Below are 25,734 nucleotides of genomic sequence, written 5' to 3'. Positions count from 1 at the left end.
GTTAAATAATGAAATATTCCCCTTGCTCTATAAATATTTACATGAACTAGATTGAAATATATGGTATAATTACCGATAATAAATTCGTAATTGTAATGAATACTTCGGTAAACCATTGTGCAATAAGTAGAAAGGAAAAATATTATATGAATGAATTTAAATATCCTTATTTTGTTAGCTATTCTTATGCAAATAGGTTTGGTAGAGCTGGGTATGGAATGATTGAGATATATTGTAAAAAACCAGTTGAAACTTTCGATGATGTTAAAGAATTTATAAATACTATTAAAAAATATAATCCCAAATTAGATAATATAGTGATACTTAATTATATACCGTTAAAGGAACTTAGTGAATAATACAAAAATAGGTACCAGGATGCAGCAGCTCTGTAGATAAGTGCGAATGGAAGATTATTTATATTAGGTGGTGTATAGAATGCCAAATGGAATTGTTATTTTTGGTGCAAATGGATGTGGCAAAACTACATTAGGATGTGAATTGGCTCGTAAACTAAAAATTAAACATTTAGATGTTGAAGACTATTACTTTGAAGAATCAGAAATTCCTTACTCCAAACCACGCTCTAAAGATACAGTGATTGAATTAATGCTTGTTGATATAGAGAAATGTGATTCATTTGTGCTTTCATCTGTAAAAGGTGATTATGGTGATAAAATTAGTTCTATGTATAAATTAGGTGTATTCCTATCTGTCCCGATTGATATACGTTTAGAACGTGTGAAACGCAGGTCATTAGAACAATATGGAGAACGTGTTTTAGTAGGTGGCGATATGTATGAGCAAGAACAAGGTTTTTTAGAATTTGTTAGAACTCGCAATCTTTCAATTATTGATGAATGGGCAAAAACATTAGCTTGTCCAATACTTCATCTTGATGGCACTAAAGCAATTTCAGAAAATATTCAATTAATAATTGAGGGATACAATCGCACAAAATAAGCATAATCAGAAACTGTGTTACCACGCACTTTTCTTATAAGGCGATACAATAATAAAAATTGAATATGTAATTTAACACCGTATTATTCAGTAATGTATTTTGCTGTATTATATTATTCAAATCAATATAGTGGGACAAAATCGGGACGAAAACGGGAAAAATATCAGCTAAACATGTGATACAATAATAGTATGAAAAACCATAAATTTTTAATCGCTGTGATTTCATGGTGGGGACTATGGCAACAGCGGCAAAATTAAGCACTCATATGTTGAGTGCTTTTTATTGTATAAGAAAACATAGATAGGCAACCCTATAATGAGGTGTTGATTATGTCTGAATTAGAGGATTTATTAAAGGATGTTGAAATCCTAAGAGAGCAATTAAACCAATTAATAAATGACAAGCAAGGGAATCTAATAGATCCTGAGGTAGTAACTGCAAGCAAAATTTTAAATGCGGCTTTAAATCAATATAATAACTTTATTAAAGAAAAATTTGCAAAAAATATAGAGTGATGTTTAAAGTAATAAAAAGTGGACATATTTTAAATAACTTGTTAAAACATTTTATTAATTTTAATCTCTTAACTCCTTTTTTCAGTTGGTATTATGCCAGCTGTTTTTTTATTAAATAGCATTGAAGGAATCTTAAGTATAATGTCGAATACTAAAATTAGCGGAGACTATTCTCATATAATATTAGCGAAAAGATATGGGTTAATGCTTAGTTATGAAAGAGGATAGACATGAGGAAACTTATATGCAATGAATGTGGAACCATATGGTATACATCAAATAACCTTGATGATAGCATATGTGAAAACTGCGGAGAAATACTTGTCGAAGATATTGAAGTAAATATTGACGATAGACAATCCTAAATATTATGAAAGAGCTCTTAGTAGAGCTCTTTTTGATTTTTAAGGTGTCTTGGTGGGAATTACAATCAATGGTGATAGTAGCAAGAAAGCGGTAGTAGGGTTATTGGTGTTTTTTACTGTTTGCTAGCAGGAATTTAACTTTGTATATAGAAATATACAAAGAGGTGAAAATATGGATAATTTAGACTATCTGATTAATGAGATTTTTGATGAAATAAAAAATTACGAGAAATCATCTAACGAGATTCCGATAGCTTATCAAGGTGTTTTATTATACCATTATACAAGTATTAATGGATTAATGGGAATACTAGAAGAAAAATCTTTTAGAATTTCACAGGCAAATTTTCTTAATGATTCTTTAGAAATAAAGTATATTAAAGAATGCGTGAGAAATACAATTGAAGGGATGAATATTAAAAATAGTGAGCTTTTTGATGAATTATGTGATTATATAGGTATGGCAGAGCATGAATTTAATTGGGATCCTAGCTTCTGGGCTAATAATGCATACATATTATCATTATCTGAAAATCCCGATTCGCTAATGCTGTGGTCATATTATTCCAAATTTGACGGATATAATTTAGGAATAGACTTCTATAAATTATTGCATTCATGTGATAGAGATAGAATAATAAATTTGCATGGAAAAGTTATATATGACGAATATGAGCAATCTAGGAGAGTTAGAGATAAAATAAATGGTATTTTAGATATATATAATAAATATGCCGCTTGTCTTCCAGATGGTGATTTACGCACTATTAGAAAACACTTAATTGAAAGATTTATTCTTAAAATGGGAATATATTCATTGTTTTTCAAGCATCCATCTTTTAAGCATGAGGAAGAGTATAGATTAGTATCAAATATATATTTAGACTTAAACCCCAAATTTCGGAATAGTAATGGAGTCATTATACCGTACATTCAATTGCCAATCGAAAAAGGAAATTTTCTTCCGGTAAAAACTATTACAATTGGACCCAAGAATAATATAGATATAGCAGAGAAAGGGGTAAAGAATTTTATACAGTCCATTGGGTATAACTCAAGTGACATTAAAGTAAATAAATCAAAAGTGCCTCTAAGATATTAATATATTTATAGATTTTGAGCTCTTATAAGGGCTCTTTTTATTTTATATTTAATTATTTAATCTATTAAAGGAATGTGAAATAAATGTGGTTAAAAGAGTATTTAGAGAAATATATTTTTACTTTACCAGAGAAAGAGATAGAAATTAACTCAGTAGAAGCAAAGAGTGTAAAGAAGCAGAAGTATTGCAAGAAATTTAGATTAAGCAATAAAAATATATGCAGATTTTATATAGGCAAAGATATAGCTAACTGTTATGATAGATGCGCTTTGAAGAAGATAAAGAGATATAAATTATTCAACAATAGCAGGAAACCTCATCTTACTATAGAAGTTATTATGTATAAGGGAGGGGATTTGCTTGAATCAAGAACAAAAAGAGAAAAAATTAAAATACTTACGAGAACAAAAGGAGAATCCTACAGGAAATTATAGAAAATATTTAGTTAGAACTTATGGATATATACAAAATGACTCCAAAGTTGATAATAGAGGATGGAGTAAAACAACTCTAAGAAAAATGATGAATTATGTTTATGAAGGAAATCCAGACCATATGGCTAATGAATTAGTAGTTGAATATAAAAATACACTTAGAGATTTAGGATACATAAAAAATATTAAAGAAAACGGAGAGTGGCATACTTATATAATTAAAGAACTAGATTTTTAAAATATCAATTTATTTATGAGCTCTTAATGGGCTCATTTTTTATAAATAAATCTAATAACCATTTAGGGCAGGTGAGGTGGTAATGGGAAGGCAGAGAAGTCCGGATAGAGATAAAGCATTTGAAATATATAGAGAGCATAAAGGAAATATAACAAACAGAGAAATTGCTAACATACTTAATGAAGATGAAAAGAAAGTTGCAGTATGGAAGCAAAGAGATAAATGGAATGAAAAAATAAATGTTGTACGACAAAAGAATGAAAGTTGTACAACAAAGAAAAGTAATAAAAATAATACTAAAAATAAAGAGTCTGTGCAATCAGAAGTTACTGAGATTGATAATCCGGAACTTAATGTTAAGCAAAGGCTTTTTTGTATGTATTACGTTAAGTATAGGAACAAGACAAAGGCATATATAAAAGCTTATCAATGTAGTTATGAAAATGCTCATGCTAATGCATATAAGCTATGGCAAAACATGGCTGTTAAAAATGAAATAGATAAGCAATTAAGAGAACTTCGAGATGAACTAAAATTAGATGTTCAGGACTTAATACAAAAGTATATTGATATTGCTTTTGCTGATATAACTGATTTCGTAGTGTTTGGGCAGGAAGAAGTTCCGGTTATGGGAGCTTTTGGTCCAGTAGTAGATGAAGATGGAAACCAAGTGACTAGGATGGTTAATACAGTCAAGTTTAGGACATGGACAAATGTAGATGGAACTTTAATAAGTGAAATTGGGCAAGGTAAAGACGGTGCGAAATTGAAACTCTATGACAAAATGAAAGCACTAGATTGGCTATCAAATCATATGGACTTATTAGATACAGCAACTAAAGAAAAGCTTAAGCTTGAGAAGTTAAAAATAAGCGGTGGAAATGGAGAATCAGATAAGTCAGGTGTAGAAGAATTTATAAAAGCTACAACAATGAGTGAGGAAGATATAAAAGAACTCTTTAAGGATGATATAGATGAGTAGACGAAAGAAAACGGTCAAAGGATTTAGGTTCCAACCATTCTCTCTCAAACAGAAAAAGCTTTTATTCTTTTGGGAAAAAGGATCACCATTTGCTGATAGAGACATAATTATTGCCGATGGAGCTATAAGGTCAGGCAAAACTATAGCTTGTATATGCAGCTTTCTTAGGTGGAGCTTAAAGCACTTTTCAGGAGAAAACTTTATACTATCTGGAAAGACAATAGGTTCACTTAAAAAGAATGTTATAGGACCTATGCAGCAGATATTAACAGCATGGGGTATTAAGTATGAATACAATAGGTCAGAAAACTTTATTATCATTGGAGACAATACATATTACATGTATGATGCTAGCAATGAAGCTTCACAGGATAAGCTGCAAGGTTTAACAGCTGCTGGAGCCTTGGCTGATGAAGTAGCTTTGTTTCCTCAGAATTTTGTTGATCAGATGATAGGACGTTGCTCGGTAGATGGGGCAAAGATATTTATGAATTGTAATCCAGGAAGTCCGTATCATTTTGTTAAAACAGAGCTTATAGATAAAGCTAAGGAAAAGAATATACTTTATATGCACTTCGATATGGATGATAATTTAAGCCTTTCACAAAAGGTTAAACAGAGATTTAGACGTATGTTTTCAGGGGTATTCTTTAAGCGTTATATCCTTGGATTATGGGTACAGGCTGAAGGAATTATCTATGACATGTTTGATGAAATTAAGCATAAAGTAAAAACAATTGAAAGAGCTTATAAGGAATTCTATGTTAGTTGCGATTATGGTACTCAAAACGCAACTGTTTTTCTATTATGGGGCCAGTTTGAAGGTAAATGGTACTTGGTAGATGAGTATTATTACTCTGGTCGAGATAAAGGAAAGCAGAAATCAGATCCTGAATACTATAAGGATTTAGAGGAATTTGTAGGAGAAAGAAAAGTTAAGGCAATAGTAATAGACCCAAGTGCAGCATCCTTCATAGCTCTTATAAGAGAAAAAGGTAAGTTTACAGTTAGAAAAGCTAAAAATGATGTACTTGAGGGAATAAGGAATGTAGCAGCATATCTAACCGATGAGCTATTATTGTTTAATGATAATTGCTACAACACATTTAAAGAATTCTTCTCCTATATATGGGATGAAAAAGCAATTCAGCGTGGAGAAGATAAGCCAGTTAAAATAATGGACCATGCTATGGATGCAATCAGATACTTTGTAAATACTATACTGCAATTCAATCAAGCAGCATATGAGAAAGAAATTTATAGCAAAGGTAAAGGGGTTATTAAGCCTAGCCCTTATACCAATAAGAAAGGAGGCGCAGTATTCTAATGTCAGATGTGAAAGAGACACTTTTAAAACTTTCTGATGCAGAGAAAAAAGAGAGATTGAGAGTAAAGTCAGATTATCATTTTTATAAAGGTAAATGTGAAGATGGAAAAGCAGCTAAGCAAGATAAGTCTCTTTTGGGGCAAAGCTGGGAATCGAATGATAATGTAGATTATACTCCCACTCAGGACATAAGAAATAAGGTTAAACCGTTACTTAAAAAGCAAGCAAGGTTCATGTTTGGAAATGAGCCTTTTATTAATTTCAAGCCAAATAATATGAATGATAGTAATAAATGTGAAGAGCTCAGAAAGTTTATTGATGATGTGCTTGAAGCGAATAAATTTTGGAACAATACTAGAAAGGCTTTTTTAATGAGTACAATCAAAAAACGTGTACTTTTGAGAGTGGAAGCCAATCCTGGTATGCCTATAATTATTAAGTATGAGAATATAGAAGATTTTTATTATAAAGAACAAAACGGTATCCTTCTGGAAGCAAGATTTTTCGAGGAAGATGAAGCTAATGCCTTTACCGAAGCCGATAAAGACAAAATCTATTATATTCATGTATATTGCTATGATAAACCTGAGGATAGTAAGGAGGTAGTAGCTTTTTACAAGCAGCTAACTTATAAAGGTGATGATCTAATAAATCCAACAGAGGTAAAAGCACAACCCACAGGATTTTCTAGAATACCATGTTGGCTTATTAAGAACGGTGGAGAGCTTGGAGATAGCTTCGGAGAATCCGATGTTGACGAATTAAGGGAGCTGCAAAATCAGTACAATAGGAAGAATTCAGACTTTGCAGATGCTTTAAAGTTTCAAATGTTCGGTGCTGAAAGCATTATTGATGGAAACCCAGATGATGTAAATAAGCTTACAATAGCACCTAATGCTGTACATGCTATAAGAACTGATGATAATGCTGCAAACAATAACAAGCAAGCTGTAATCCAAAGATTAGAATACAACATGGGAAATGCTGAAGCTGCTAATTCGTACCTTGATAGATTAGATCATGATATGAAAGATATACTTGATATGCCTGATATAAAGGATTTATCTAACATTCCAAGTGCTAAGGCAATGAAATACATGTACAATGACTTAATTGGACGCTGTGAAGAAAAGTGGAATGATTGGGAGCCTGTGTTAAAAGAATTAATCAACTTTATTATAGAGGCAGCTCCATACTGCTATAAGAATAAATTTAAAAATGAGTGGTCTAATCTAGCGTATACTTTGATATTTACTCATAACTATCCATTGCCAGCTGATGAAGAGGATAAAAAGAAAACAGCAATGGATGAGGTAATTACAAAGGTTAGATCTATTAGAAGCTATATTAAAGAGTTTACGGATGAAGAAGACGCTGAAAAGAGCCTTAATGAAATACTTGAGGAGATTACATTAATAGCTTCAGCAGAATCCGAGCAGCCACAATTAAATACTGGTGGTTCAAATGAATAACGAGTACCTTAAACTAGTTCATGAGGCCCTAAATAAAAAGATAGAGCTTGCTCAGAACAATGCAAAGCAGCTAAAAAAGCTTTATGAGGATGTAGCAGAGGATTTATTAAAAAAAGCGTCTAAGTCTAAAGGATTTAATAAAGCTTGGCTAAATGATTACAGTAAAGTTGTGCAGAACAGATTGAGAGAGCTTGAAAATAATATTTATGAACTTAATGAGGATGCTCTAAAAACAAGTTCTCAAATTGCAGCCGCTGTACAAGCTACTTTCTTTGAATACCTAGAGGATAAGTTTGAGTTAGATATTCCTAAGGAGCTATATAAATCAATTTATTCGATACCTGAGGACATAGTTTTAAAGCTTATTAGCGGTAATTTATATAAGGATGGTAAGGGGTTAGCAAGTAGGATTTGGTCATCTACTAATAAAATGGGGCAGGACATAAACTTTATATTAGCTAAAGGCATAGCAGAGCAGAAGTCTTATTTAGAAATGATAAAAGACCTAGAAAAGTACGTGGATCCAGCAGCTAAAAAGCCATGGAACTGGAAGACAGTTTATCCAGGTGTAAATAAGCAAGTAGATTATAATGCTCAAAGGCTTATGAGAACTGGTATAAATCATTCCTTTTATCTAAGTTCTATGGAAAGCAATAAAAGAAATCCTTATGTAGAATCTGTGCATTGGGAGCTATCAGGGCAGCACTACGAAAGACAGGTTAAAAGATTTGGTCGTGATGAGTGCGACGATTATGTTGAGCAGAATAAATATAATTTAGGTCAAGGTAATTTTCCTAAGGATGAAGTACCAATTCCTCATGTTCAATGTTTATGTACGCAATATGGTGTAATTACAAAAAGTATGGAGGAAATAGGCAAAGAGTTAGGTGATTGGATAGCTGGCGGTAATAATCCAATGCTTGATGAATGGTACACTACTAACGGAAAAAATAATGCTTTTAGTAAATTAGCTGTTTCAAAAGAGGAAAATAGTGGTATAATAAAAGCAATCTTGAAGGAAGGAGGAATAATAAATGAATAGCAGAGAGATTTTCAGTAAAACTAAATTTAATAATAATCAGCTAACTAATGTTTTATCTAATACCTTAGAAGTTGTAAAGGATGATATTTTAATTGTTGAAGAAAGTGAAGATTGGTTAAAAAGAAATGGTAAACCTATTGTTGTAGAATACAAGGCTTTCTTAGATGATAAAGAAGAAGATGATGAATATTATGGCTATCATTATTATGACTTGTATCTTGATGATGATAGAGTATTGAACAAATTAAAGGACTTACAAAAAGAACTGGGCAATGATGTCATAATAGCATTAGAATAAAAACACTTACTTAGCAGTAAAGAGTAAGTGTTTTTTTATTGTAGAAAGGAATGATTATGAATAATAAACTTATTTGCGATAAATGCAAAAGAGAAATAAAACTGAAACAGAAACACACCAAGATAGTAAAAATAGAAAATGATATTGAAAGAATGTACTTTAAATGCCATCATTGTAATACAAAGTACACTATATCTTATACTGATGATGAGTTCAGGAAAAATATTAACACTCTAAATGTTATTAGGGTTAAGTTAGCAGATAAAAGCATTTCTGTTGAAGCAGCTAGTGAGCTAGTGAAAGAATACGATACTTTAATGGCTAAAAATAAGCTAATATCTCAAGGATATAGAAAAAAGTATGAAAGTGTAGTGTGATATAGCACTATTAGGATATCTAATCTATAAAGTTCAAATTTATAATATTTTTTTAAATCATTCGATATGCCATAGACTTAAAGTATAATAAAGGTGAGTATTGGTAGTAAATGAAAGAATATTATTTCCGTAAGAAGGAGAATGAAAATATTATGAAGGGTACAATATTTTGCACATTATTAAAAAGAGAGATTTCTGAAGGATATTGTTTTGAATTATGTAATATTGCATCGGACGATATTCTGATTGAAGAAGACAAAGGGAAGATAACAGACTGGAATAAGGCTCAGAAGATATGTAAAGAATGCGCCAGATATGAAGAATAGAAAGCACTTACTAAGTAAAAATAGTAGGTGCTTTTATTATGCCTGAAAGCGAGGTGAGAAAGGTGTCTAAGTATAGAAAGAAACCAGTAATAATTGCATCTGTTCAATTCGATGGAACAGATGCAAGTGTTGAATGGCTATTACCACAACTAAAAAGTGGAGAAATAGGGAGAGCAACAAATAAACTTTACATTAAAACGTTGGAAGGAATTATGACAGCAGATAAAGGTGACTACATTATTAAAGGTGTTAATGAAGAATTTTATCCATGTAAGCCCGATGTATTTGAGAAAACATATGAATTAGTTAAGTAAAGTCTTAGAAATAAGGCTTTTTATTTTACACCAAAATCGTCTTTTTAAGCTTTACTTGTAGACGTAAAAGAATAAATAAGCAACTCTATATTCGTGGTCGAGACCCACGTAAAAAAGCGTGAATAGAGCAATTAAGGAGGATTTTATATTATGCCAAATTTAAAAGAAATCATAGGTGAAGAAGCTTTCAAGGCTCTTCCGGAAGATACTAGAAATAAGTATAAGGACACTGACTTTGTAAATAGTGCTGATTATGTTCCAAAAGAGCGTTTTTCTCAGGTTACAACTGAAAAGAATGATTATAAGCAGCAATTAGCAGATAGAGACAAGCAACTTACAGATTTACAAGGCAAGGTAAAGGATAATGAAGCCTTAACTCAGGAAATTGAAAAGCTTAAAGCGGCTAACTCTACTACTGCAGCTGACTATGAAAAGAAACTTCAAGAAATTCAGTATGAATCAGCTATTAACAATGCGCTCAAAGATAGCAAAGCAAAGGATATAAACCTTATTAAAGCTTTGTTAGATAAGAATAAGCTAAAGGTAAATGGTGAGGAAGTTGTAGGCATTAAGGAGCAGCTAGAGGCTATTAAGAAAGATAAGGATTACCTATTCGAAAAAGAAGTACCTGGAACTGGTTCATTTAATACTGGGGCAAAGAAAAATCCAGATGGTGGCGAAGTAAAGAGCTTAGGCGAAAGACTTGCTAAGGAAAAGGCAGAACAAGTTAAATCAAGTGAAGAAATTAATAAATTTTTCAAGTAGGAGGTAAAAAACAATGAAACAAAGCTCAAGAACTATTATGGGTGAACAAAAGAACATTCTTGCCTTAGCTGGGCAATTATTTCAAAACACTAATATAAAGGTCAATAAGACTGTAGCAACATTAACCAATGGGATTTTGCCAGCAGGGACAATAGTAGACAAGACTGGGAAGAGTGTAAATACTGCAGCTTTAGGAGCAACTGCCTTTGGTATTGTTTATGAAGATGTAGACTTTAATAACTCTAAGGGAACTGAGGTAGTACCAGTTACTATTTTTGGTTTTGTAAAAGAAAGTGCACTTCCAGCAGTACCGGTTGCAGAAGCAAAAACAGCATTAAAAATGATTCAATTTCTATAATTTAAAGGAGGAATAAACATATGAATTTAACAGATTTTATAAGTGCAAAGGAAATAGCATTATACATTCAAAATCTGCCACCAAGAACTACAATAGACCAAGCGCTGTTTCCAAATACAAAGCAGTGGGGAACAGAAATAGAGCTTGCAAAAGGCGCAAAACAAAGGCCAGTAGCTTTAAAAATGTCTACTTTTGATGTAGCTGTTAAACCAAGAGCTTTAAAAGCTAATTTAAAAATTGATAAGAAAGAACTTCCGTTTTTTAAGGAATCTGTACTTATCAAGGAAAAAGATAGACAACTGCTTATGATGGCGATGCAGGCAAATAATCAAAATCTAGTAGAGCAAATTGTTTCACAGGTTTATGAAAATTATCAAAGCCTAGTCGATGGTGCCGGAGTTCAAGCAACCAGAATGAGAGCTCAATTGCTCCAAAAGGGTGTTATTAATATTGTAACTGAAGATGGTGACATAGTAGTAGACTATGAAATCCCTGCAGCACATAAAGAAACACTTTTAAGTACTGCAAGATGGTCTGATCCTTCAGCTGATATTATAGGGGATATACAAAGATGGCAGGGAGTTTTAACTGATGAAGGATATGCAGCACCAAGCAGAATGTTGTTAACAAAGACTACCTTTGGATATATCTCTCAAAATACAGCTATACTTAATGAATTAAAGGCTCGTAACATGGGCGAAGTTATAGTAACTAGCCAAGATATAATAGCTTATTTAAACAGAAAGCTAGGAATATCTGTAGGTATCTTAAACGGAACGTTCGTAGCTGAAGATGGCTCAACAATGAACTATTATGAAGATAACTATGTAACTCTAATTCCGGATGGGGCCTTAGGTAAAACAGTATATGGAACAACTCCTGAGGAGGCTGACAAGGTATATGGCAGCGGTAAACTTGATACTCAAATAGTTAACACTGGTGTTGCTATTACTACAATGCTCAAAGAAGATCCTGTTACTGTAGAAACAAAGGTGTCTCAATTGGTGCTACCAAGCTTTGATAGGGCTGATGAGTGTTTCTTTGCAGTAGTTGCTTAGGAGAGGGCGGAAAGCCTTCTCTTTTTATTTTGATTTTGAAAGGAATGAGATAAATGGCTAAGGAAAAAAGAACTGTTAGAGTTAACGCTAAGATTAACCTAAAGTATGATAAGGATGTTGTTAAAATAGGGCAGGAGTTCCTAGTTAGAAAATCAGATATAGAGGATATAGGAGCTTATGTAGAAGTTCTAGGAGAAGTTGATAAGGAAGCCTCCAAAGGAGATGGAGCAAGCAATGAGGATGATAAGAAAAGTGAAGAGTAGGTGAGATAATTGGATGATTTAACTCTTCTAAAACTTTTAATCCAGGAGAAGAAATATCCTTACTTTACAGATGAAGAATTACAAGGTTTTCTAACTGTAAATGGGGGTAACGTAAAGTTAACAGCAGCTAAATTATGTCTTATGAAAGCTGACATGGAGAAATCCATTAAAGTAGGACCAATTACTATAGAAAACCCTGAGCCTGAATACTGGACTAATTTATCAAAACAATATATGACAGAGTATCAGCAAGAAAGCAATACCAATAATGTTTCAAGTGGTTATTACAACACTTCAATGAGAAGAGCTGATGAAATATGATAGATAAGGAAAGATTAAAGCAGGCAGTTATTAAAGGTGTTAATCAAATGCCCTCAGAGTGTAAAGTCTATAGGCAAAAGTTAAATAATTATAAGGAACCAGAAGGAGCTCCTGAGTTAATAACTACCTTGGTAGGATTACTATATAAATCTACTACCACAAGGGATATAAACATTAAAATTCAAGATAAGGGAGAAGTTTTGGAGCAACAAAATTCTAAGTTTTTAACTGTTTATGACAATGAATCTTCTAAGGTGAAGACTGGTGATATTTTAACTATTGATAATAAAAGGTATAGGGTAATAGATCCAGGTGAAAATTTTAAGGTTTATTTTGATATGGTGGTGGAGTAAGATGGGCAGCTTAAATTTTATTATTGATGATGTATTAAATAAAATGAATTCGCTTAATAACAAGGTAGATAGAGCTACTCAACTATATGCAGAATCTGCAGCTAAAAAAATGGAAGCGTTCATGAAGAAAAAAGCGCCTTGGACTGATAGAACCGCCTTAACCAGACAAGGATTAAATGCGAGAGTATTTAGAACTAGTTCTGGTAAGGAAATAAGATTATCAAGCCCTACGGAACAATTTAAATATCTAGAGCTAGCAAACGAAAAAGGGTATGCCATTGCATGGCCAACAATACAAAGATTTAAAGGTGAAGTAATAAAAGGCTGGGCAGAAATGATATCAAGGATTAGGTGAATGTATGACTAGAATATATGATTATCTTAATTCAAAAGGAATAGATGTATACTTTATAGGTCAACATCAAGGGGAATGCGATAATCCTTATGTTGTGTTAAAAGATGATGGCACAGTAGGTCAGAACGATTCAAATAAAATCGGAGCTCAAACTGTAGACATCATTTTTTTTATACCACAAAACCAATTTACTAAAAGTATATCTTATAAAAAGCAAGTCAAAGGCTATTTAAAAGAACTTAATTTTATAAGATATACAGGTGTCGAAAGCGGCGCTGTTACGGATGATGAAAAGAAAGCAATAACATTTAGTGTCATGTATGAAATATTAAAAAAATTGGAGGGATAAACATGCCTAACTTGGAAGGTAAACCAATTGTTAATATAAAGAAAGTGGAAATAACTACAGAGGAAACTATACCTAAAACTTATACGTGGGAAACTGCTTCAGAATGTGAGCAATCTCCTGATATATCTGAGGGCGAAGAAGCAATTCTAAGGGTTAAAAATACCGTATATGCTACAGATAGAACTGAAGATATAGTTATCGGTACAACTCTTACTTTTAAAGATAATTTATTTCATCCTGAGGTGATTGAAGTAATTGACGGAGGTACACTAGTTTATGATGCAGTTGAAACAACCAAAGCAACAAAATATGAACCTCCGGTTATCGGTTCTCCGGTAATTAAAAAGAAATTTACATTGAATATCTATACTGAAGAAAAGGATGCTGATGGTGAGGTTACTGGATATGTTAAGTTCTCATACCCGCACTGCAAAGGAAAACCATTCAAAGCGAGTGTAAAAGATGGAGAATTCTTTGCTCCTGAATACACTTGTGTTAGTAGACCCAAAAAAGGTGAAAAACCTTATGCAATTGATTTTTTAACCCAATTACCATAATAGGAAGGAAGTATGTATATGAATATTACTAGTATTGATGAATTAAAAAACATAGCCAAAGGTCAAATAGTTGAGCTTCCCGGTTTTGGAGATGGTAAACCATTTGTATGCAGGGTAAAAAGAGCAAGCTTACTAGGTCTAGCTGTAAATGGTGCAATACCAAATCCCCTATTATCAGCTGCAAATCAAATATTCTTTGGAAAGAGCTCTAATAAACAAGAAGTAAGTCTTAAGGAAACCGGGGAGATATTTGAAATAGTAGCTAAAGATTGTTTGGTTGAGCCTAGCTATGAACAGATAAAAGAAGCAGGATTGACATTAACAGATGATCAAGTTGTAACCCTCTTTAATTATTCCCAAGAAGGTCTAAAAGCACTGGAGCACTTTCGTACAGAGCAGGGAAATACTGAGGATAATAAGAATCTCACAGAAATATAATCAAAGACCTAGCGAGGTAATGGATATAAAAGATCCTTATCTCGCTTTTTGTTTTGATGAGGCTGTAGAACTAATTTTAATGCAACAGTATGTTGATGAAAAAGGATACCTTAGGTGGAAAAACAAGCCTCGGTGGAAAGAAACAACAAGTAAAAATATTGCTCAGAACAATAACAGTGAACTTATAGCTGAAATGAAGAAAGAACTAAAGAAATACAAGTAAGGAGGTGGAACGATTGATAAGTGCTGGAGAAGCAGTAGCGATATTATCATTAGATACCTCACCTTTTAAATCAAGTTTAAAATCCGCAGGACAAGATTTAAAGATATTTGTAGATGGAACGGAAAGTGGAGGAAAAAGAATTAAAGCTTTAGGCTCATCTATAACTACCGTTGGAACTACTTTAACAAAGGGATTTACATTACCTATTGTAGGAGCAGGCGCTGCCGCAACTAAAGTTTTTGTGGACTTTGAGTCTCAGATGAGCAGGGTTAAAGCAATATCAGGAGCCGCAGGTGCGGATTTTAAAAAGCTTAATGATGAAGCAAAACGATTAGGTGCATCCACTGCATTTAGTGCAAAAGAAGCAGCTGAGGGAATGGAGAATCTAGCAAGTGCAGGTTTTAGTGTAAATGAAATAATGGATGCTATGCCAGGTATGTTAGATTTGGCTGCTAGTGGTGGTACAGATTTGGCAGTAGCAGCTGATATTGCAGCTTCTACATTAAGGGGATTTGGACTAGAAGCTAATCAGGCTGCTCATGTATCAGATGTCTTAGCTAAAGCGGCTGCAGACACTAATGCTGGCATAGAAGATACTGGCGATGCAATGAAATATGTTGCTCCTGTCGCTAGAGCTATGGGATTAAGCTTAGAAGAAGTTACAGCAGCTATAGGTGAAATGTCTAATGCAGGAATTAAAGGTAGTCAAGCTGGTACTGCACTAAGAGCATCACTTTCAAGGCTTGCGAATCCATCTGATGAGGCTGCAAAACTAATGAAGAAATTAGGCTTTGATGCTTATGATTCTTCAGGAAAGATGTTACCTCTTAAAGATATAATTGCTAAATTACAAAAGTCTATGAGTAAGCTAACCGAAGAGCAAAAGCAACAGGCTATTGCAACAATATTTGGACAAGAGGCTATGTCTGGAATGCTAACTCTTATCCAAGCAGGACCTAAAGAATTAGAAAAGCTAACCACTAGTTTTAAAAATTCTGATGGAGCAGCTAAGAAGATGGCTGATACTATGAAGAATAACTTAAAAGGGCAGTGGGATAACTTTACTGGTGCAATAGAAGGAGCTGCAATTGCAGTAGGAGAAAGACTTGCTCCTATGCTAGGAAAGTTAACTGAAAAGATGAATAAGGCAGTGGACTGGTTTAATAATCTATCAGATGCTCAAAAGGATCAAGTTGTTAAAATCGGATTAATGGTTGCAGCAGTTGGACCATTATTAATGGTAGGTGGAAAAACAATCAGTACTGTAGGGGCTTTAGTTGGTGGGGTAACTAAACTTACTGGGGCATTTAAAACTCTAACAACAACTACAACGGCAGTTAAAACAGTGGCTACAGTAGCGAATGGAGCACTGGGTGCAACAAGTGTAGCTGCAAGTACAGCAGGAGCTTCAGCTGTTGCCAGTGCTGGTGGATTGGCTGGATTGGCAAGTGGTTTAGGTGGAGTTGTATTAGCGGCAGCACCATATTTATTAGCCGCAGGTGCTGTAGCAGGCGCTGGATATCTTATTTATAAAGGATTAAAAAAGGAGACTAATCCAGAACTTGCATTATTTGCCGACAGAGTAGAAAATACAGCAAGTTCGGTAACGGACAGCTATGGTGAAATGAGTACCAATATCCAGACTAGCACAACAAAAATAAGTGAAAGTACTAAAAAGGCTGTTGGTTCATACCTGGAGCTTGATAAAAAGGCTACCGAGTCTCTTCAATCTTTAAAAATTAATAGTAGCAAAATAACAAAAAATATAGCAGATAATTTGTCTACAAACTTTGGAAATATGGGAGAACAAATAAAGTTAGGGTTAAAAGAAGACTTTGATGAGCAGTATACCATAATGCAGGATTTTTATGCTAAGTCTAATGCTTTTAGTGATAAAGAAGAAACCGAGTCTTTGAAAAAACTACAAGATAATTATAATTTCCAATTAGAGATTGTAGATAGTGGTAATAAGAAAATCAATGAAATAATCAAAAAAGCTACTGACGAAAAAAGAGAACTTAAAAACGAAGAGTTCAGCATAATAGCTAATATCCAGGATAATATGAAAAAACAGGCTATTAAGACATTATCCGAGAATGAGGTTGAAGCTCAAATTATACTGCAGAGAATGAGTGACTATAATAGTAAAATTACTAAACAAATGGCTCAAAAGCATATTCAAGAGCTTAATGCTAGCAGAGATAAGGCTGTAGCTATAGCTAATGATGAATATGAAAAAGTTATTGGTGCTATTATCAGGATGAGGGACCAAAGTGGAGAATTAACTGCGGCTCAAGCTGATACATTAATTAAAGAAGCTCAAAGACAAAGAGATGGTATTGTAGATTCAGCTGAAGAAACTAGGCAAAAGGCTGTTGACAAAATATTTGAAATGAATACTGAACTAGCAAATGATGTGGATCAAACAACAGGCAAAGTAGTAAAATGGTATGAAAAAATATTTACATCTTGGGATAAATGGACACCTAGTAAAAAATTCTTTGAATACACCGTAACAGCTCGAAAAAATCAAATAAGTTCAGCAATACCTGATGATGGATATGCCACTGGTACTTATTCAGCTGGGAGCGGATTAAAATGGGTAGGTGAAAGAGGACCAGAGCTTATTGATTTAAATGGTGGCGAAAGAATTTATAATGCGGCTGAAAGTACTAGAATTGCTAATTCACTAACTTTAGATGGTACAAGTGTAAATAGCAATAGAATTGAAAAGTTACTAGAAGAACTAAACAAGGCTATAACAAATAGTAGAAACGAGAGAAGTAATGAGGTTAATGTTACTCAGAATATTTACTCAACAACAGCAAGCCCTAGCGAAGTTGCAAGGCAGACAAAAAACAACTTGCGAAGATTAGCACTAGAGTGGTGAGGTGAGTTATTTGGAAGAAAAATTAATATATACTAATTCTCAGGGCTTAAGTGCAGAAATATCTCATTCAAGCATTTTTTTTCTTAATAAAGTCAATGGATTAGATGCAATTAAAAGTACATTTTATACATCCAAAGGTATCAAGCAAGATGGGGTAACTATTATAGCTCAAAGTTTAGATGTAAGGGATATATCTATTGAAGGTACAATTGTTTCTGATGAACAAGAAGAGACTCTTGGTTATAGAAGGGAATTAATAAAAATTTTCAACCCAAAACTTACTGGTGTTTTAAGATATGAGCTGGATGATTTTATAAAGGAAATTGATTGTAAGATTGAAATGCCTCCTGTTTTTCAGCATACAGAGTTTAATTTTAAAAGTTTTCTCATTCAATTAATGTGCCCTGATCCATTATGGAAAAACGCGATTACAACAGGTGAACAAATAACTACTTGGATAGGGGGCTGGAAGTTTAAATTTAAGCTTCCTTTTAAATTTAAGACTAAAGGTGAGACTAAGAAGAATATTTTTAATAGCGGTCATGTTGAAACTCCGATTGAAGTTATTTTTAAAGGTCCTGCAACTAATCCATCAATTATAAATCAAACTACAGGAGAGTTTATTAAAATTAATAAAGTACTTACTAGTGATGATACTCTCTATATAACAACTGAGTTTGGAAATAAGAAAGTAGAAATCGAAAAAAATGGTGCAAGAGCAAATGCTTTTAACTATATTGATTTAGATTCATCTTTTTTCTGGCTCCAGGTTGGAGATAATCTAATTGAATATACTACTGAAAGCTTGGAACCTCAAAGTGTTGAGATTCGATATAAGAATAGGTATTTAGGAGTCTAGGAGGTGATACTTTGGAATACTATGGTTTTTTTAATGGAACGCAGGAATATGGACAGGAAGAATTTAATAGGTACTTTGATAACATATATGAAAGTGGGGTATCTGTAGAAAACGGCTCGATGACTTTAGCTGTAACTAAAACTGTAACTGGAGTACAGGTAGAGAAAGGTTTTTCTATAATCAAAGGGTTTTATCTATATAATGATAGTGTCAAAGCTATCACAATACCAAGGAACGCTAACTATGATAGAATAGACAGGATTGTAGTTAGATTAAACTTAAGCAGCAGCACAGTAAGTATAGCATTAAAACAAGGCACTGCAGGAAGTAATCCTCAAATTCCAGCGCTACAAAGGGATAATCTAGTTTATGAATTAAGCCTAGCTCAGGTATTAGTTCCTAGAAGCGGTGATTTTATTGTAACTGATGAAAGATTTAGACAGGATTTTTGCGGAGCTATAAGGCCTAAAAATTTAACAGAATTTAATGATATGATTAATGGCCTTCAGGAGCAGTTTGATAGATGGTTTAACTCTCAACAGACAAAGGGATGGAGAAATATTTATATACAAAGCACACAACCAACTCCAAGGGTGGCAGGTAGCATATGGATAAAAACGTTGTAAATATAAGGTTTTTTGATAAGGATATAAATTTTTTAGGAGAAGTAGATAATTTTACTTCTCTTTTTTATATACGAAAATGGGAAACCTTTGGAGAGTTTGAATTTCATCTAGTTTCTCTTAATAGAGAGCTTATTAAAAAAGGTAATATCATAATGCTCAATAAAGATGGCAGCATGACAGGAATTATAGAGCATATCGAGATAAATGAAGATGAGCAAGAAAATATAACAGTTAAAGGATATTCTCTTGGGTATATTTTAACTCAAAGAATTACAGTTCCACCAGTTGGATATGCTTATCATTCTCTTAATTCTAATGTTGAAGATACTATGATTGCCTTAGTTAGAGCTAATGCAGTAGATCCTGTAGATATTAATAGAAGAATTCCTAGACTAGTGATTAATCCTTCTAGTTCAAGGGGGCAAAGATTGGAGTTTCAAACTAGGTTTAAAAACTTAGCTGATGAGCTTACAAAGCTTAGCAAATCCAGTGGTTTAGGATTTACTATAGAACTTGACTATAAAAACAGACAGTTTGTATTTAAGGTTTTAGAGGGAAAAGACCTAAGCACTACTCAAAATATTAACCCTCCATCTGTCTTTTCTGTACATTATGATAATGTAAGAAAACAAAAATACATTGAAAGTAATATAGGCTATAAAAACATGGCTTTTGTAGGAGGTCAGGGCGAGGGAGAAACTAGGCAAATAGAGTATGTAAATAATGAGCTTAGTGGTTTTAATAGAAGAGAAATTTTTATAGACGCAAGAGATATTAGCGGAGAGGGAAGCTTATTAGATAGAGGCAAGATTAAAATCGCAGAAACACCTCAAATATCTAGTTTTGAATGTGAGGCTGAAGCTTTAGGGTATAAAGAAAGCTGGAATTTAGGTGATATAGTCACAACTTTAAATAAAAAGTGGAACCTATTAATGCACAATAGAGTTACCGAGGTTAGGGAAGTATGGGAAAGCAGTGGATATAAAGTAGAGCCTACCTTTGGAACTACTATTCCTTCATTTCCTGACAAAGTCAAACAAGCTACTGACGCTCCTATACAAGAAAATATACCAGGGCCACAAGGCGATATAGGTGAGAGAGGACCGCAAGGCTATAGTGTCCAATTTCTTTGGAATGGAACTAAGCTAGGGATAAAGCGAGAAGATGAAGCAAGCTATACTTATGTCGAATTGAAAGGAACTACTGGCTCACAGGGACCTCAAGGCACAGGGCTTATGTTTAGCTGGAATGGAACACAACTAGGTGTAAAAAAAGAAACAGATGCTGTTTATACTTACGTGGATTTAAAAGGTGTAAAGGGAGACCAAGGTATACAAGGGCCAAAAGGTGACCAAGGATTTCAGGGCATTCAGGGAATACAAGGTGTTAAAGGAGACAAAGGCGATAAAATAAAACATCAGTGGTCAGGAACTATCTTAAAACTTGAAAACACTGATGGTACTTTTGATGTTGGTGTTGATTTAAAAGGAGCTAAAGGAGACATAGGGCCTCAAGGACCTCAAGGTATACAGGGTGTGCAAGGTCCAGCTGGAAATGGACAATCTTACGTGGTATTTCAGGAACTCTTTAGGGCAATTCAGGGGCAATCAGTGTTTGAGTGGAATGATGGATATGTTTATCCATTAGGAATAAATGCTGTGAAAGTATATATAAACGGTACAAGGGTAAGCAATAAAGCATTTACAGAGCCTGCGGGAAATAAAATTCAAATGAAGCAAGGGCTTAGTGCAGGAACTATAGTTTTCATTGAAGCAATGCAGGCTGTAGTAGATTTGCAAGGCCCTAAGGGTGACAAAGGCGATAAAGGAGATAAGGGTGATACCGGAGCGCAAGGAATTCAAGGAATGCAAGGTGTAGCAGGAAAAAATTTAGAGTTTATATGGAATGGTACTCAATTAGGAGTAAGACAGCAAGGACAAACTACTTACACGTATGTGGATTTAAAGGGTGCCAAAGGTGATACTGGAGCTCAAGGCGCTCAGGGTATACAAGGTGTAAAGGGAGACACTGGTGCACAAGGCATCCAAGGTATTCAAGGTGCCAAAGGAGATACTTGGAAACCTTCAGTAGATTCTAGCGGTACTTTATCATGGTCTTTAAATAACAGTACTACAGCACCAACTACTGTAAATATAAAAGGGCCAAAGGGTGACACTGGTGCCACAGGAGCAACAGGCCCGGCAGGCAAAGATGGTACCCAAATAATAGTTTCATCTACAAGACCAAGCGGACAAGTAGTTGGGCGAGTATGGATTAAAATATAAAGGAGAGCGGTATAATGGCGACAACTAAGAATGCTGTTTATCAAGTAGATAACGGAACAGATTTTGATACTATATATTTTGAAACAAAGGCAAGTCTGGTTAAAACTAATTCAAGTTCGGATGTTGAGACGCAATTGGCAGATATTCTGAGCCAGATGGCTGTAAGGCCAATTATAACTACATCAGCAAGAACATACTATGTAAATGCTAGCACAGGTAACGATAATAATGATGGATTAACTGCTGGAACAGCGTTTAAAACTATTGGTAAAGCAGTAGGAGTGTTACCACAAATAATCAATCATGCAATCATGATAAGTGTGGCAGCAGGCGACTATGTTGAAGATGTATATCTAAATGGTAAAGTAGGCAATGGAAACATATCAATCATTGGCGCAGGTAAAACAATAACAAAAGTAAGGTATATAGAAGGGAACCAATGTACCATTCAGCTTTATATTAAATCGCTAGCTACAACAACTAATGTTGATACAATGAGGTTTTTTCGTTGTAATTATGTGATTATAGAAGATGCTACTAACATAGCATCATTAGCATCATCTGCTTTCGTTATCTTTATTGCTTCACATGGAATACTTAAAAATAGCTCGATTAACTATGCTTATGTTGTAGCACAGGCTATAGATATGTCAAATGTACTTGTTGCGAATAATACGGGAAGTGGTAACACATATAATATTATGGCCAATGCAAGTACGGTCTATAAGAGTGGTACTCAACCCTCTGCGACAACTGCAGAATTTTTAAGCAATGGTGGTGAAGTAAGATGATAGGATATATTTATAATCCTGAAAAAAGAGAGATAGCTACTAAAATAGCTAATGTTATAAGGTGTAACGATACGACAATTAAAGGTGATGAAACTGCAGTTCTTGGAACTGGAGAGTACATTATCACAGATTTAGTGTTTAACGAAGGGGATACTTTACCTGAAAATATAGCTGATAGGAGAAGTGAAATACAAACTTTAGCGTCAGAATAGGATGAACTAATAAGATAGGTCAAATTTATTTAATTAAAAAAGAGCGAGTATAAATTTAAACTTAATCAAGAGAACATCATGATATCTTATGCGCATATTTATGTTATAATATGGTATTGATTGTTTAGAAACCTTGAGCATAATTCCATATATGGTTGTGTTGGATTATGTTAAAAAAAGAAAAGGGGACAAGCTATGTTTAAATCAAAGCCTAATTTAAATGATGCATATTTTATATTCGCTGATGATGTATTAGTTGACAGGATACCTTATGAAAAATTTAAAAACCTTATTAAGTTCTATGCTTTGTTATATGATAGAATAATCATTCCAGACTCATTTGTTATAAATAATAAAAATCTGCACAGGTTCTTTTTAGAAGAACAGGGTTATGATTATTTAACAGAGGGCGTAATAGTATTCACTATGAGAGAAGAAGTAAAAGATATACAGGATCTGCTTTATGCGTATCGAGAAAGTAAAACTTTAAATAACAATATTAAAGAAGATACTATAAAGCAGATTCTTGAATATTATAATTTTAGGAATACTTTAAAGTGGAAACTATCAAATGTATCTTCTAATTTCGCAAAGCATATTTTAAATTCACAGAATACAATTAATTTAAAGGATGAAGAAAGAGAATCTTGGAAAGATATCATTTTAAATTTGAATGAGAAAAAAAACTTAACAAGACAACAGATTTACAATCATGCAAATGAAAGATTTGGAATAAATAACGACAATGCAAAATTAATTATGCAACACGCAGATATAGTATATAATTTCAACTTGCCAAATATGTTTATGATTTCTGCAGCATATCCAGAAAGATTGCTTTCAAATAAAGCATTATCACCAGAAAAAGTGTTTTTCTACAGAGAAACATCTAAAGGGCCAGTTTTACAACCAGAAGATTTATTTTCTAAGGATGATTTAATTCTAGATGAACCATTAATATTTTATACTGCAATTATTAATCAACTAAAATTTAATAATATAATAGAAATTCGTAAGACAAAGCAGTTTAAAAATTACCTCAAAAGCATTATAGAGAATAATCCATCTAAAATGGTTAATGCTTTTTACGACTATTGCAAGACTTGTAATCAAATGATTCCTAATATGATATCTGTTGATTACCAAGAAATCAAAGAACTCCATACAAAAATACATATGTTTGAAAGTGGGAAAAAGGTTGCAAGTAAGGTAACTAGTATTATGTTAGGTGTAGTTCCACTTGGGAATGTGGTGAGTACGGCTGCAGAATTTCTAATATCAAAAGGAATCCAATTCACAAGTAAAACTTTAGCAGATAGAGTTACATGTGATTACGAAAGTAGGTCAATAAATGCTAACAGGAGTGTAAAACGAACAATAAAGGATAGCCCCTTTACTGTGTTAGATGATATGAATGAGGTTTTTCAGATTAATAAATTAAAGTAGGTGAATTTGGTTGAAAACAGAAGTATATAATAATGGATACTATCGTGTTTATGATGAAAATAATATAATTTCTCTAGAAGCTCTTAAAGGGGGAGCAGTAATAATCCCAGTTACTACAGATAAAAAAATTGTCTTGATAAAATCCTTTCGTCCATCGATTAATCAATTCTCAACAGAGTTACCTAGAGGATTTTTAGAAGTTGGAGAGCTACCTAAAGACGGAGCAAGAAGAGAACTATTTGAAGAAATCGGTGGAACAGCTGTAAGATTTGAATCATTAGGTGTCACCGCAACAAATAACGGAATATCTAATGAAATGGTTGAGTATTTTATTGCTTGGGATGCAAAATATTCATGTGACAAACTTCAAGTTGAAGAAAACATAGTAGATGCGGTAGAGTTTGACTTAGCTGAGTTAATAAATTTAGCTGGAGATAATAAGATCACAGATGCTTTTACATTATGTGGGGTACTTAAGTTTATTGCTAAGTACAGAAATCTTCGCTAGGATTCAGAAATTCATAAAGATGAAGTCTTGAAGTTTTACATAGACAGTTTAAGGAAATTAGCTTAAGTATAGCAGGAATAAGAGAAACAAATAGCAGTTAAGAGACTTGGAGAGATCCAGGTCTTTTATATTTTACGAAAGTAGGTGCAGTATGGATGATAGAGAATTAATGCAGGACGTTAGAGATAGGCTTATAAGAATTGAAGGAAAGATTGAAACAACATATGAAAAGTACAGTATATTAGAGAAAAGGGTAACAAAATTAGAAGAAAATAATACTTGGCTTTCAAGAGCTGTAATAGGGCAATTAATTGCTGCTATTATAGCTTTTTTTATTATTAAAAAATAAGGGAGGAATAAACAATGTCTTATCAAATCACAGAAAAGTTCATATCCAAAAACCGTTCGGGAAAAGTACTAACAGCAAAGGGAACTGTACTTCACGAAACTGCTACTCCAGGAGCAACAGCAGAAAATGAGTTTCGCTATTTTAACGGAGCCTATAGAGGAGTTTCAGCACATGCTTTTGTAGATCATGAAAGCATAATTCAAACAGTACCTTGGAATGAGCAAGCCTGGCATGCTGGAGGAACAGCAAACAGAAACTACATAGGAATAGAACTTTGTAATTTTGATGATAGAAGTAAATTCGATGAGATATGGAAGCGAGCTGTCTGGCTATTTGCTTATGTTCATGTGAATGTGATTAAAGTTACAACTATCAATAAGGATACCCTTATGTCTCATGCTGAAGTATCAGCTAAATGGAAAGAGACCACTCACCAGGATCCTATAGCCTACTTCGCTAAGTTTGGAAAAACAGTTGACCAATTCAGGGAAGGAGTACAGAAAGCTATTAATGTTATGATTGGACAACCTCAGCAACAACAAAATAATAATACTGTCCTATATGGTACTGTGACTGCAGATGTGCTAAATGTTCGTGATGGTGCTAGTACAAACTTTGGTGTTATTGGCAAGCTTAAAAAAGGTGAGAGAATTAAACTAGGTTGGAGAGAGGGTAATTGGTGGAACATTTACTTCGGTGATCATGGTGGATGGGTAAGCGCAGACTATATAAATGTTTTTGAAGAGGAGCCAAAACCTAAAATACAGTATGGAATAGTAAATGTAAAGTCCAGCTTAAATGTTAGAAGCGGAGCTGGTACTAACTATAGTTTAATAGGAAACTTAAAGAATGGTGTAAAAGTCCGTATAGGTTCAACAGAGGGAGATTGGTATAACATCTATTTTGGCGACCACGGTGGTTATGTTAATAAAGATTATATAAAGTTAGTTTAATATATTAGGGAGGAAA

The 25,734-nt window shown here is 33.5% G+C and carries 35 protein-coding genes; all 35 read left to right on the top strand.

The window, feature by feature from the left end:
• Positions 1-146: 146 nt before the first annotated feature.
• A complete protein-coding gene (locus tag NBE98_RS09715) occupies positions 147-359 on the top strand; it encodes a hypothetical protein (protein ID WP_250814748.1) in 213 nt (70 codons plus the stop codon).
• A gap of 79 nt (positions 360-438) precedes the next feature.
• A complete protein-coding gene (locus NBE98_RS09710; protein WP_250814747.1) occupies positions 439-963 on the top strand; it encodes a P-loop NTPase family protein in 525 nt (174 codons plus the stop codon).
• 333 nt (positions 964-1,296) lie between these two features.
• Complete coding sequence (locus tag NBE98_RS09705; RefSeq protein ID WP_250814746.1) at positions 1,297-1,482, top strand: aspartyl-phosphate phosphatase Spo0E family protein; 186 nt, start codon at positions 1,297-1,299, stop codon at positions 1,480-1,482.
• A gap of 230 nt (positions 1,483-1,712) precedes the next feature.
• Complete coding sequence (locus NBE98_RS22435) at positions 1,713-1,847, top strand: hypothetical protein (RefSeq protein ID WP_284703622.1); 135 nt, start codon at positions 1,713-1,715, stop codon at positions 1,845-1,847.
• Between the two features lie 172 nt (positions 1,848-2,019).
• Entirely contained in the window at positions 2,020-2,949 is a 930-nt protein-coding gene (locus NBE98_RS09700; RefSeq protein ID WP_250814745.1) for a DUF2971 domain-containing protein, read from the top strand.
• Between the two features lie 360 nt (positions 2,950-3,309).
• Positions 3,310-3,621 carry a hypothetical protein gene (locus tag NBE98_RS09695; RefSeq protein WP_250814744.1) on the top strand — a complete coding sequence of 104 codons (312 nt, stop codon included), beginning with the start codon at positions 3,310-3,312 and terminating at the stop codon, positions 3,619-3,621.
• Positions 3,622-3,703: 82 nt separating this feature from the next.
• The gene (locus tag NBE98_RS09690; protein ID WP_250814743.1) at positions 3,704-4,603 is read left to right on the top strand and encodes a terminase small subunit; all 900 of its coding nucleotides are present in this window, start codon (positions 3,704-3,706) and stop codon (positions 4,601-4,603) included.
• A complete protein-coding gene (locus tag NBE98_RS09685) occupies positions 4,596-5,930 on the top strand; it encodes a PBSX family phage terminase large subunit (protein WP_250814742.1) in 1,335 nt (444 codons plus the stop codon). The genes NBE98_RS09690 and NBE98_RS09685 overlap by 8 nt, the downstream gene beginning before the upstream one ends.
• The gene (locus tag NBE98_RS09680; RefSeq protein WP_250814741.1) at positions 5,930-7,402 is read left to right on the top strand and encodes a phage portal protein; all 1,473 of its coding nucleotides are present in this window, start codon (positions 5,930-5,932) and stop codon (positions 7,400-7,402) included. The genes NBE98_RS09685 and NBE98_RS09680 overlap by 1 nt, the downstream gene beginning before the upstream one ends.
• Entirely contained in the window at positions 7,395-8,444 is a 1,050-nt protein-coding gene (locus tag NBE98_RS09675; protein ID WP_250814740.1) for a hypothetical protein, read from the top strand. The genes NBE98_RS09680 and NBE98_RS09675 overlap by 8 nt, the downstream gene beginning before the upstream one ends.
• The gene (locus tag NBE98_RS09670; protein WP_250814739.1) at positions 8,437-8,742 is read left to right on the top strand and encodes a hypothetical protein; all 306 of its coding nucleotides are present in this window, start codon (positions 8,437-8,439) and stop codon (positions 8,740-8,742) included. The genes NBE98_RS09675 and NBE98_RS09670 overlap by 8 nt, the downstream gene beginning before the upstream one ends.
• Before the next feature lie 56 nt (positions 8,743-8,798).
• Positions 8,799-9,119, top strand: coding sequence for a hypothetical protein (locus NBE98_RS09665; RefSeq protein WP_250814738.1), 321 nt, complete (start codon positions 8,799-8,801; stop codon positions 9,117-9,119).
• A 152-nt stretch (positions 9,120-9,271) separates the two neighbouring features.
• Positions 9,272-9,445 (top strand): hypothetical protein, encoded by a 174-nt coding sequence (locus NBE98_RS09660; RefSeq protein ID WP_250814737.1) that lies wholly within the window; start codon positions 9,272-9,274, stop codon positions 9,443-9,445.
• Between the two features lie 38 nt (positions 9,446-9,483).
• The gene (locus tag NBE98_RS09655) at positions 9,484-9,759 is read left to right on the top strand and encodes a hypothetical protein (RefSeq protein WP_284703621.1); all 276 of its coding nucleotides are present in this window, start codon (positions 9,484-9,486) and stop codon (positions 9,757-9,759) included.
• A 150-nt stretch (positions 9,760-9,909) separates the two neighbouring features.
• Positions 9,910-10,524 (top strand): phage scaffolding protein, encoded by a 615-nt coding sequence (locus NBE98_RS09650; RefSeq protein WP_250814736.1) that lies wholly within the window; start codon positions 9,910-9,912, stop codon positions 10,522-10,524.
• A 13-nt stretch (positions 10,525-10,537) separates the two neighbouring features.
• A complete protein-coding gene (locus NBE98_RS09645) occupies positions 10,538-10,882 on the top strand; it encodes a hypothetical protein (RefSeq protein WP_250814735.1) in 345 nt (114 codons plus the stop codon).
• 20 nt (positions 10,883-10,902) lie between these two features.
• Positions 10,903-11,940, top strand: coding sequence for a major capsid protein (locus tag NBE98_RS09640; RefSeq protein ID WP_250814734.1), 1,038 nt, complete (start codon positions 10,903-10,905; stop codon positions 11,938-11,940).
• 53 nt (positions 11,941-11,993) lie between these two features.
• Complete coding sequence (locus NBE98_RS09635) at positions 11,994-12,203, top strand: hypothetical protein (protein ID WP_250814733.1); 210 nt, start codon at positions 11,994-11,996, stop codon at positions 12,201-12,203.
• Between the two features lie 9 nt (positions 12,204-12,212).
• The gene (locus NBE98_RS09630) at positions 12,213-12,524 is read left to right on the top strand and encodes a hypothetical protein (RefSeq protein WP_250814732.1); all 312 of its coding nucleotides are present in this window, start codon (positions 12,213-12,215) and stop codon (positions 12,522-12,524) included.
• A complete protein-coding gene (locus NBE98_RS09625) occupies positions 12,521-12,877 on the top strand; it encodes a hypothetical protein (RefSeq protein WP_250814731.1) in 357 nt (118 codons plus the stop codon). The genes NBE98_RS09630 and NBE98_RS09625 overlap by 4 nt, the downstream gene beginning before the upstream one ends.
• 1 nt (position 12,878) lies before the next feature.
• Positions 12,879-13,232 carry a hypothetical protein gene (locus NBE98_RS09620; protein ID WP_250814730.1) on the top strand — a complete coding sequence of 118 codons (354 nt, stop codon included), beginning with the start codon at positions 12,879-12,881 and terminating at the stop codon, positions 13,230-13,232.
• 4 nt (positions 13,233-13,236) lie between these two features.
• Positions 13,237-13,581 carry a hypothetical protein gene (locus NBE98_RS09615; RefSeq protein ID WP_250814729.1) on the top strand — a complete coding sequence of 115 codons (345 nt, stop codon included), beginning with the start codon at positions 13,237-13,239 and terminating at the stop codon, positions 13,579-13,581.
• Positions 13,582-13,583: 2 nt separating this feature from the next.
• On the top strand, positions 13,584-14,138 hold the full coding sequence (locus NBE98_RS09610) for a hypothetical protein (protein ID WP_250814728.1): 555 nt from the start codon (positions 13,584-13,586) through the stop codon (positions 14,136-14,138).
• 18 nt (positions 14,139-14,156) lie between these two features.
• Complete coding sequence (locus NBE98_RS09605) at positions 14,157-14,576, top strand: esterase (RefSeq protein WP_250814727.1); 420 nt, start codon at positions 14,157-14,159, stop codon at positions 14,574-14,576.
• Positions 14,577-14,595: 19 nt separating this feature from the next.
• Entirely contained in the window at positions 14,596-14,799 is a 204-nt protein-coding gene (locus NBE98_RS09600; protein WP_250814726.1) for a hypothetical protein, read from the top strand.
• A 13-nt stretch (positions 14,800-14,812) separates the two neighbouring features.
• Positions 14,813-17,689 carry a phage tail tape measure protein gene (locus NBE98_RS09595; RefSeq protein ID WP_250814725.1) on the top strand — a complete coding sequence of 959 codons (2,877 nt, stop codon included), beginning with the start codon at positions 14,813-14,815 and terminating at the stop codon, positions 17,687-17,689.
• 10 nt (positions 17,690-17,699) lie between these two features.
• The gene (locus NBE98_RS09590; protein WP_250814724.1) at positions 17,700-18,548 is read left to right on the top strand and encodes a phage tail family protein; all 849 of its coding nucleotides are present in this window, start codon (positions 17,700-17,702) and stop codon (positions 18,546-18,548) included.
• An 11-nt stretch (positions 18,549-18,559) separates the two neighbouring features.
• Positions 18,560-19,174 (top strand): hypothetical protein, encoded by a 615-nt coding sequence (locus tag NBE98_RS09585; RefSeq protein ID WP_250814723.1) that lies wholly within the window; start codon positions 18,560-18,562, stop codon positions 19,172-19,174.
• Positions 19,156-21,459: a Gp37-like protein gene (locus NBE98_RS09580; RefSeq protein WP_250814722.1), complete on the top strand. Its 2,304-nt coding sequence runs from the start codon at positions 19,156-19,158 to the stop codon at positions 21,457-21,459. The genes NBE98_RS09585 and NBE98_RS09580 overlap by 19 nt, the downstream gene beginning before the upstream one ends.
• A gap of 14 nt (positions 21,460-21,473) precedes the next feature.
• Positions 21,474-22,250 (top strand): hypothetical protein, encoded by a 777-nt coding sequence (locus NBE98_RS09575; protein ID WP_250814721.1) that lies wholly within the window; start codon positions 21,474-21,476, stop codon positions 22,248-22,250.
• The gene (locus NBE98_RS09570) at positions 22,247-22,462 is read left to right on the top strand and encodes a hypothetical protein (protein ID WP_250814720.1); all 216 of its coding nucleotides are present in this window, start codon (positions 22,247-22,249) and stop codon (positions 22,460-22,462) included. The genes NBE98_RS09575 and NBE98_RS09570 overlap by 4 nt, the downstream gene beginning before the upstream one ends.
• A gap of 195 nt (positions 22,463-22,657) precedes the next feature.
• Positions 22,658-23,908 carry a hypothetical protein gene (locus tag NBE98_RS09565; RefSeq protein WP_250814719.1) on the top strand — a complete coding sequence of 417 codons (1,251 nt, stop codon included), beginning with the start codon at positions 22,658-22,660 and terminating at the stop codon, positions 23,906-23,908.
• A gap of 10 nt (positions 23,909-23,918) precedes the next feature.
• Entirely contained in the window at positions 23,919-24,416 is a 498-nt protein-coding gene (locus tag NBE98_RS09560) for an NUDIX hydrolase (RefSeq protein WP_250814718.1), read from the top strand.
• A 151-nt stretch (positions 24,417-24,567) separates the two neighbouring features.
• A complete protein-coding gene (locus NBE98_RS09555; RefSeq protein ID WP_250814717.1) occupies positions 24,568-24,765 on the top strand; it encodes a hemolysin XhlA family protein in 198 nt (65 codons plus the stop codon).
• 14 nt (positions 24,766-24,779) lie between these two features.
• The gene (locus NBE98_RS09550; protein ID WP_250814716.1) at positions 24,780-25,718 is read left to right on the top strand and encodes an N-acetylmuramoyl-L-alanine amidase; all 939 of its coding nucleotides are present in this window, start codon (positions 24,780-24,782) and stop codon (positions 25,716-25,718) included.
• The last annotated feature ends 16 nt before the right edge of the window (positions 25,719-25,734 follow it).

This window comes from Clostridium swellfunianum (genome assembly GCF_023656515.1).
Lineage (GTDB): Bacteria > Bacillota > Clostridia > Clostridiales > Clostridiaceae > Clostridium_AT > Clostridium_AT swellfunianum.
This window is presented reverse-complemented; position numbering and strand designations above follow the sequence as displayed.

What these genes read in the sequence shown, in the direction of transcription:
- NBE98_RS09715 (WP_250814748.1), top strand. Translation starts at nt 147, where the DNA reads ATGAATGAATTTAAATATCCTTATTTTGTTAGCTATTCTTATGCAAAT.
- NBE98_RS09710 (WP_250814747.1), top strand. Translation starts at nt 439, where the DNA reads ATGCCAAATGGAATTGTTATTTTTGGTGCAAATGGATGTGGCAAAACT.
- NBE98_RS09705 (WP_250814746.1), top strand. Translation starts at nt 1,297, where the DNA reads ATGTCTGAATTAGAGGATTTATTAAAGGATGTTGAAATCCTAAGAGAG.
- NBE98_RS22435 (WP_284703622.1), top strand. Translation starts at nt 1,713, where the DNA reads ATGAGGAAACTTATATGCAATGAATGTGGAACCATATGGTATACATCA.
- NBE98_RS09700 (WP_250814745.1), top strand. Translation starts at nt 2,020, where the DNA reads ATGGATAATTTAGACTATCTGATTAATGAGATTTTTGATGAAATAAAA.
- NBE98_RS09690 (WP_250814743.1), top strand. Translation starts at nt 3,704, where the DNA reads ATGGGAAGGCAGAGAAGTCCGGATAGAGATAAAGCATTTGAAATATAT.
- NBE98_RS09685 (WP_250814742.1), top strand. Translation starts at nt 4,596, where the DNA reads ATGAGTAGACGAAAGAAAACGGTCAAAGGATTTAGGTTCCAACCATTC.
- NBE98_RS09680 (WP_250814741.1), top strand. Translation starts at nt 5,930, where the DNA reads ATGTCAGATGTGAAAGAGACACTTTTAAAACTTTCTGATGCAGAGAAA.
- NBE98_RS09675 (WP_250814740.1), top strand. Translation starts at nt 7,395, where the DNA reads ATGAATAACGAGTACCTTAAACTAGTTCATGAGGCCCTAAATAAAAAG.
- NBE98_RS09670 (WP_250814739.1), top strand. Translation starts at nt 8,437, where the DNA reads ATGAATAGCAGAGAGATTTTCAGTAAAACTAAATTTAATAATAATCAG.
- NBE98_RS09665 (WP_250814738.1), top strand. Translation starts at nt 8,799, where the DNA reads ATGAATAATAAACTTATTTGCGATAAATGCAAAAGAGAAATAAAACTG.
- NBE98_RS09660 (WP_250814737.1), top strand. Translation starts at nt 9,272, where the DNA reads ATGAAGGGTACAATATTTTGCACATTATTAAAAAGAGAGATTTCTGAA.
- NBE98_RS09655 (WP_284703621.1), top strand. Translation starts at nt 9,484, where the DNA reads ATGCCTGAAAGCGAGGTGAGAAAGGTGTCTAAGTATAGAAAGAAACCA.
- NBE98_RS09650 (WP_250814736.1), top strand. Translation starts at nt 9,910, where the DNA reads ATGCCAAATTTAAAAGAAATCATAGGTGAAGAAGCTTTCAAGGCTCTT.
- NBE98_RS09645 (WP_250814735.1), top strand. Translation starts at nt 10,538, where the DNA reads ATGAAACAAAGCTCAAGAACTATTATGGGTGAACAAAAGAACATTCTT.
- NBE98_RS09640 (WP_250814734.1), top strand. Translation starts at nt 10,903, where the DNA reads ATGAATTTAACAGATTTTATAAGTGCAAAGGAAATAGCATTATACATT.
- NBE98_RS09635 (WP_250814733.1), top strand. Translation starts at nt 11,994, where the DNA reads ATGGCTAAGGAAAAAAGAACTGTTAGAGTTAACGCTAAGATTAACCTA.
- NBE98_RS09625 (WP_250814731.1), top strand. Translation starts at nt 12,521, where the DNA reads ATGATAGATAAGGAAAGATTAAAGCAGGCAGTTATTAAAGGTGTTAAT.
- NBE98_RS09620 (WP_250814730.1), top strand. Translation starts at nt 12,879, where the DNA reads ATGGGCAGCTTAAATTTTATTATTGATGATGTATTAAATAAAATGAAT.
- NBE98_RS09615 (WP_250814729.1), top strand. Translation starts at nt 13,237, where the DNA reads ATGACTAGAATATATGATTATCTTAATTCAAAAGGAATAGATGTATAC.
- NBE98_RS09610 (WP_250814728.1), top strand. Translation starts at nt 13,584, where the DNA reads ATGCCTAACTTGGAAGGTAAACCAATTGTTAATATAAAGAAAGTGGAA.
- NBE98_RS09605 (WP_250814727.1), top strand. Translation starts at nt 14,157, where the DNA reads ATGAATATTACTAGTATTGATGAATTAAAAAACATAGCCAAAGGTCAA.
- NBE98_RS09600 (WP_250814726.1), top strand. Translation starts at nt 14,596, where the DNA reads ATGGATATAAAAGATCCTTATCTCGCTTTTTGTTTTGATGAGGCTGTA.
- NBE98_RS09580 (WP_250814722.1), top strand. Translation starts at nt 19,156, where the DNA reads ATGGATAAAAACGTTGTAAATATAAGGTTTTTTGATAAGGATATAAAT.
- NBE98_RS09575 (WP_250814721.1), top strand. Translation starts at nt 21,474, where the DNA reads ATGGCGACAACTAAGAATGCTGTTTATCAAGTAGATAACGGAACAGAT.
- NBE98_RS09570 (WP_250814720.1), top strand. Translation starts at nt 22,247, where the DNA reads ATGATAGGATATATTTATAATCCTGAAAAAAGAGAGATAGCTACTAAA.
- NBE98_RS09565 (WP_250814719.1), top strand. Translation starts at nt 22,658, where the DNA reads ATGTTTAAATCAAAGCCTAATTTAAATGATGCATATTTTATATTCGCT.
- NBE98_RS09555 (WP_250814717.1), top strand. Translation starts at nt 24,568, where the DNA reads ATGGATGATAGAGAATTAATGCAGGACGTTAGAGATAGGCTTATAAGA.
- NBE98_RS09550 (WP_250814716.1), top strand. Translation starts at nt 24,780, where the DNA reads ATGTCTTATCAAATCACAGAAAAGTTCATATCCAAAAACCGTTCGGGA.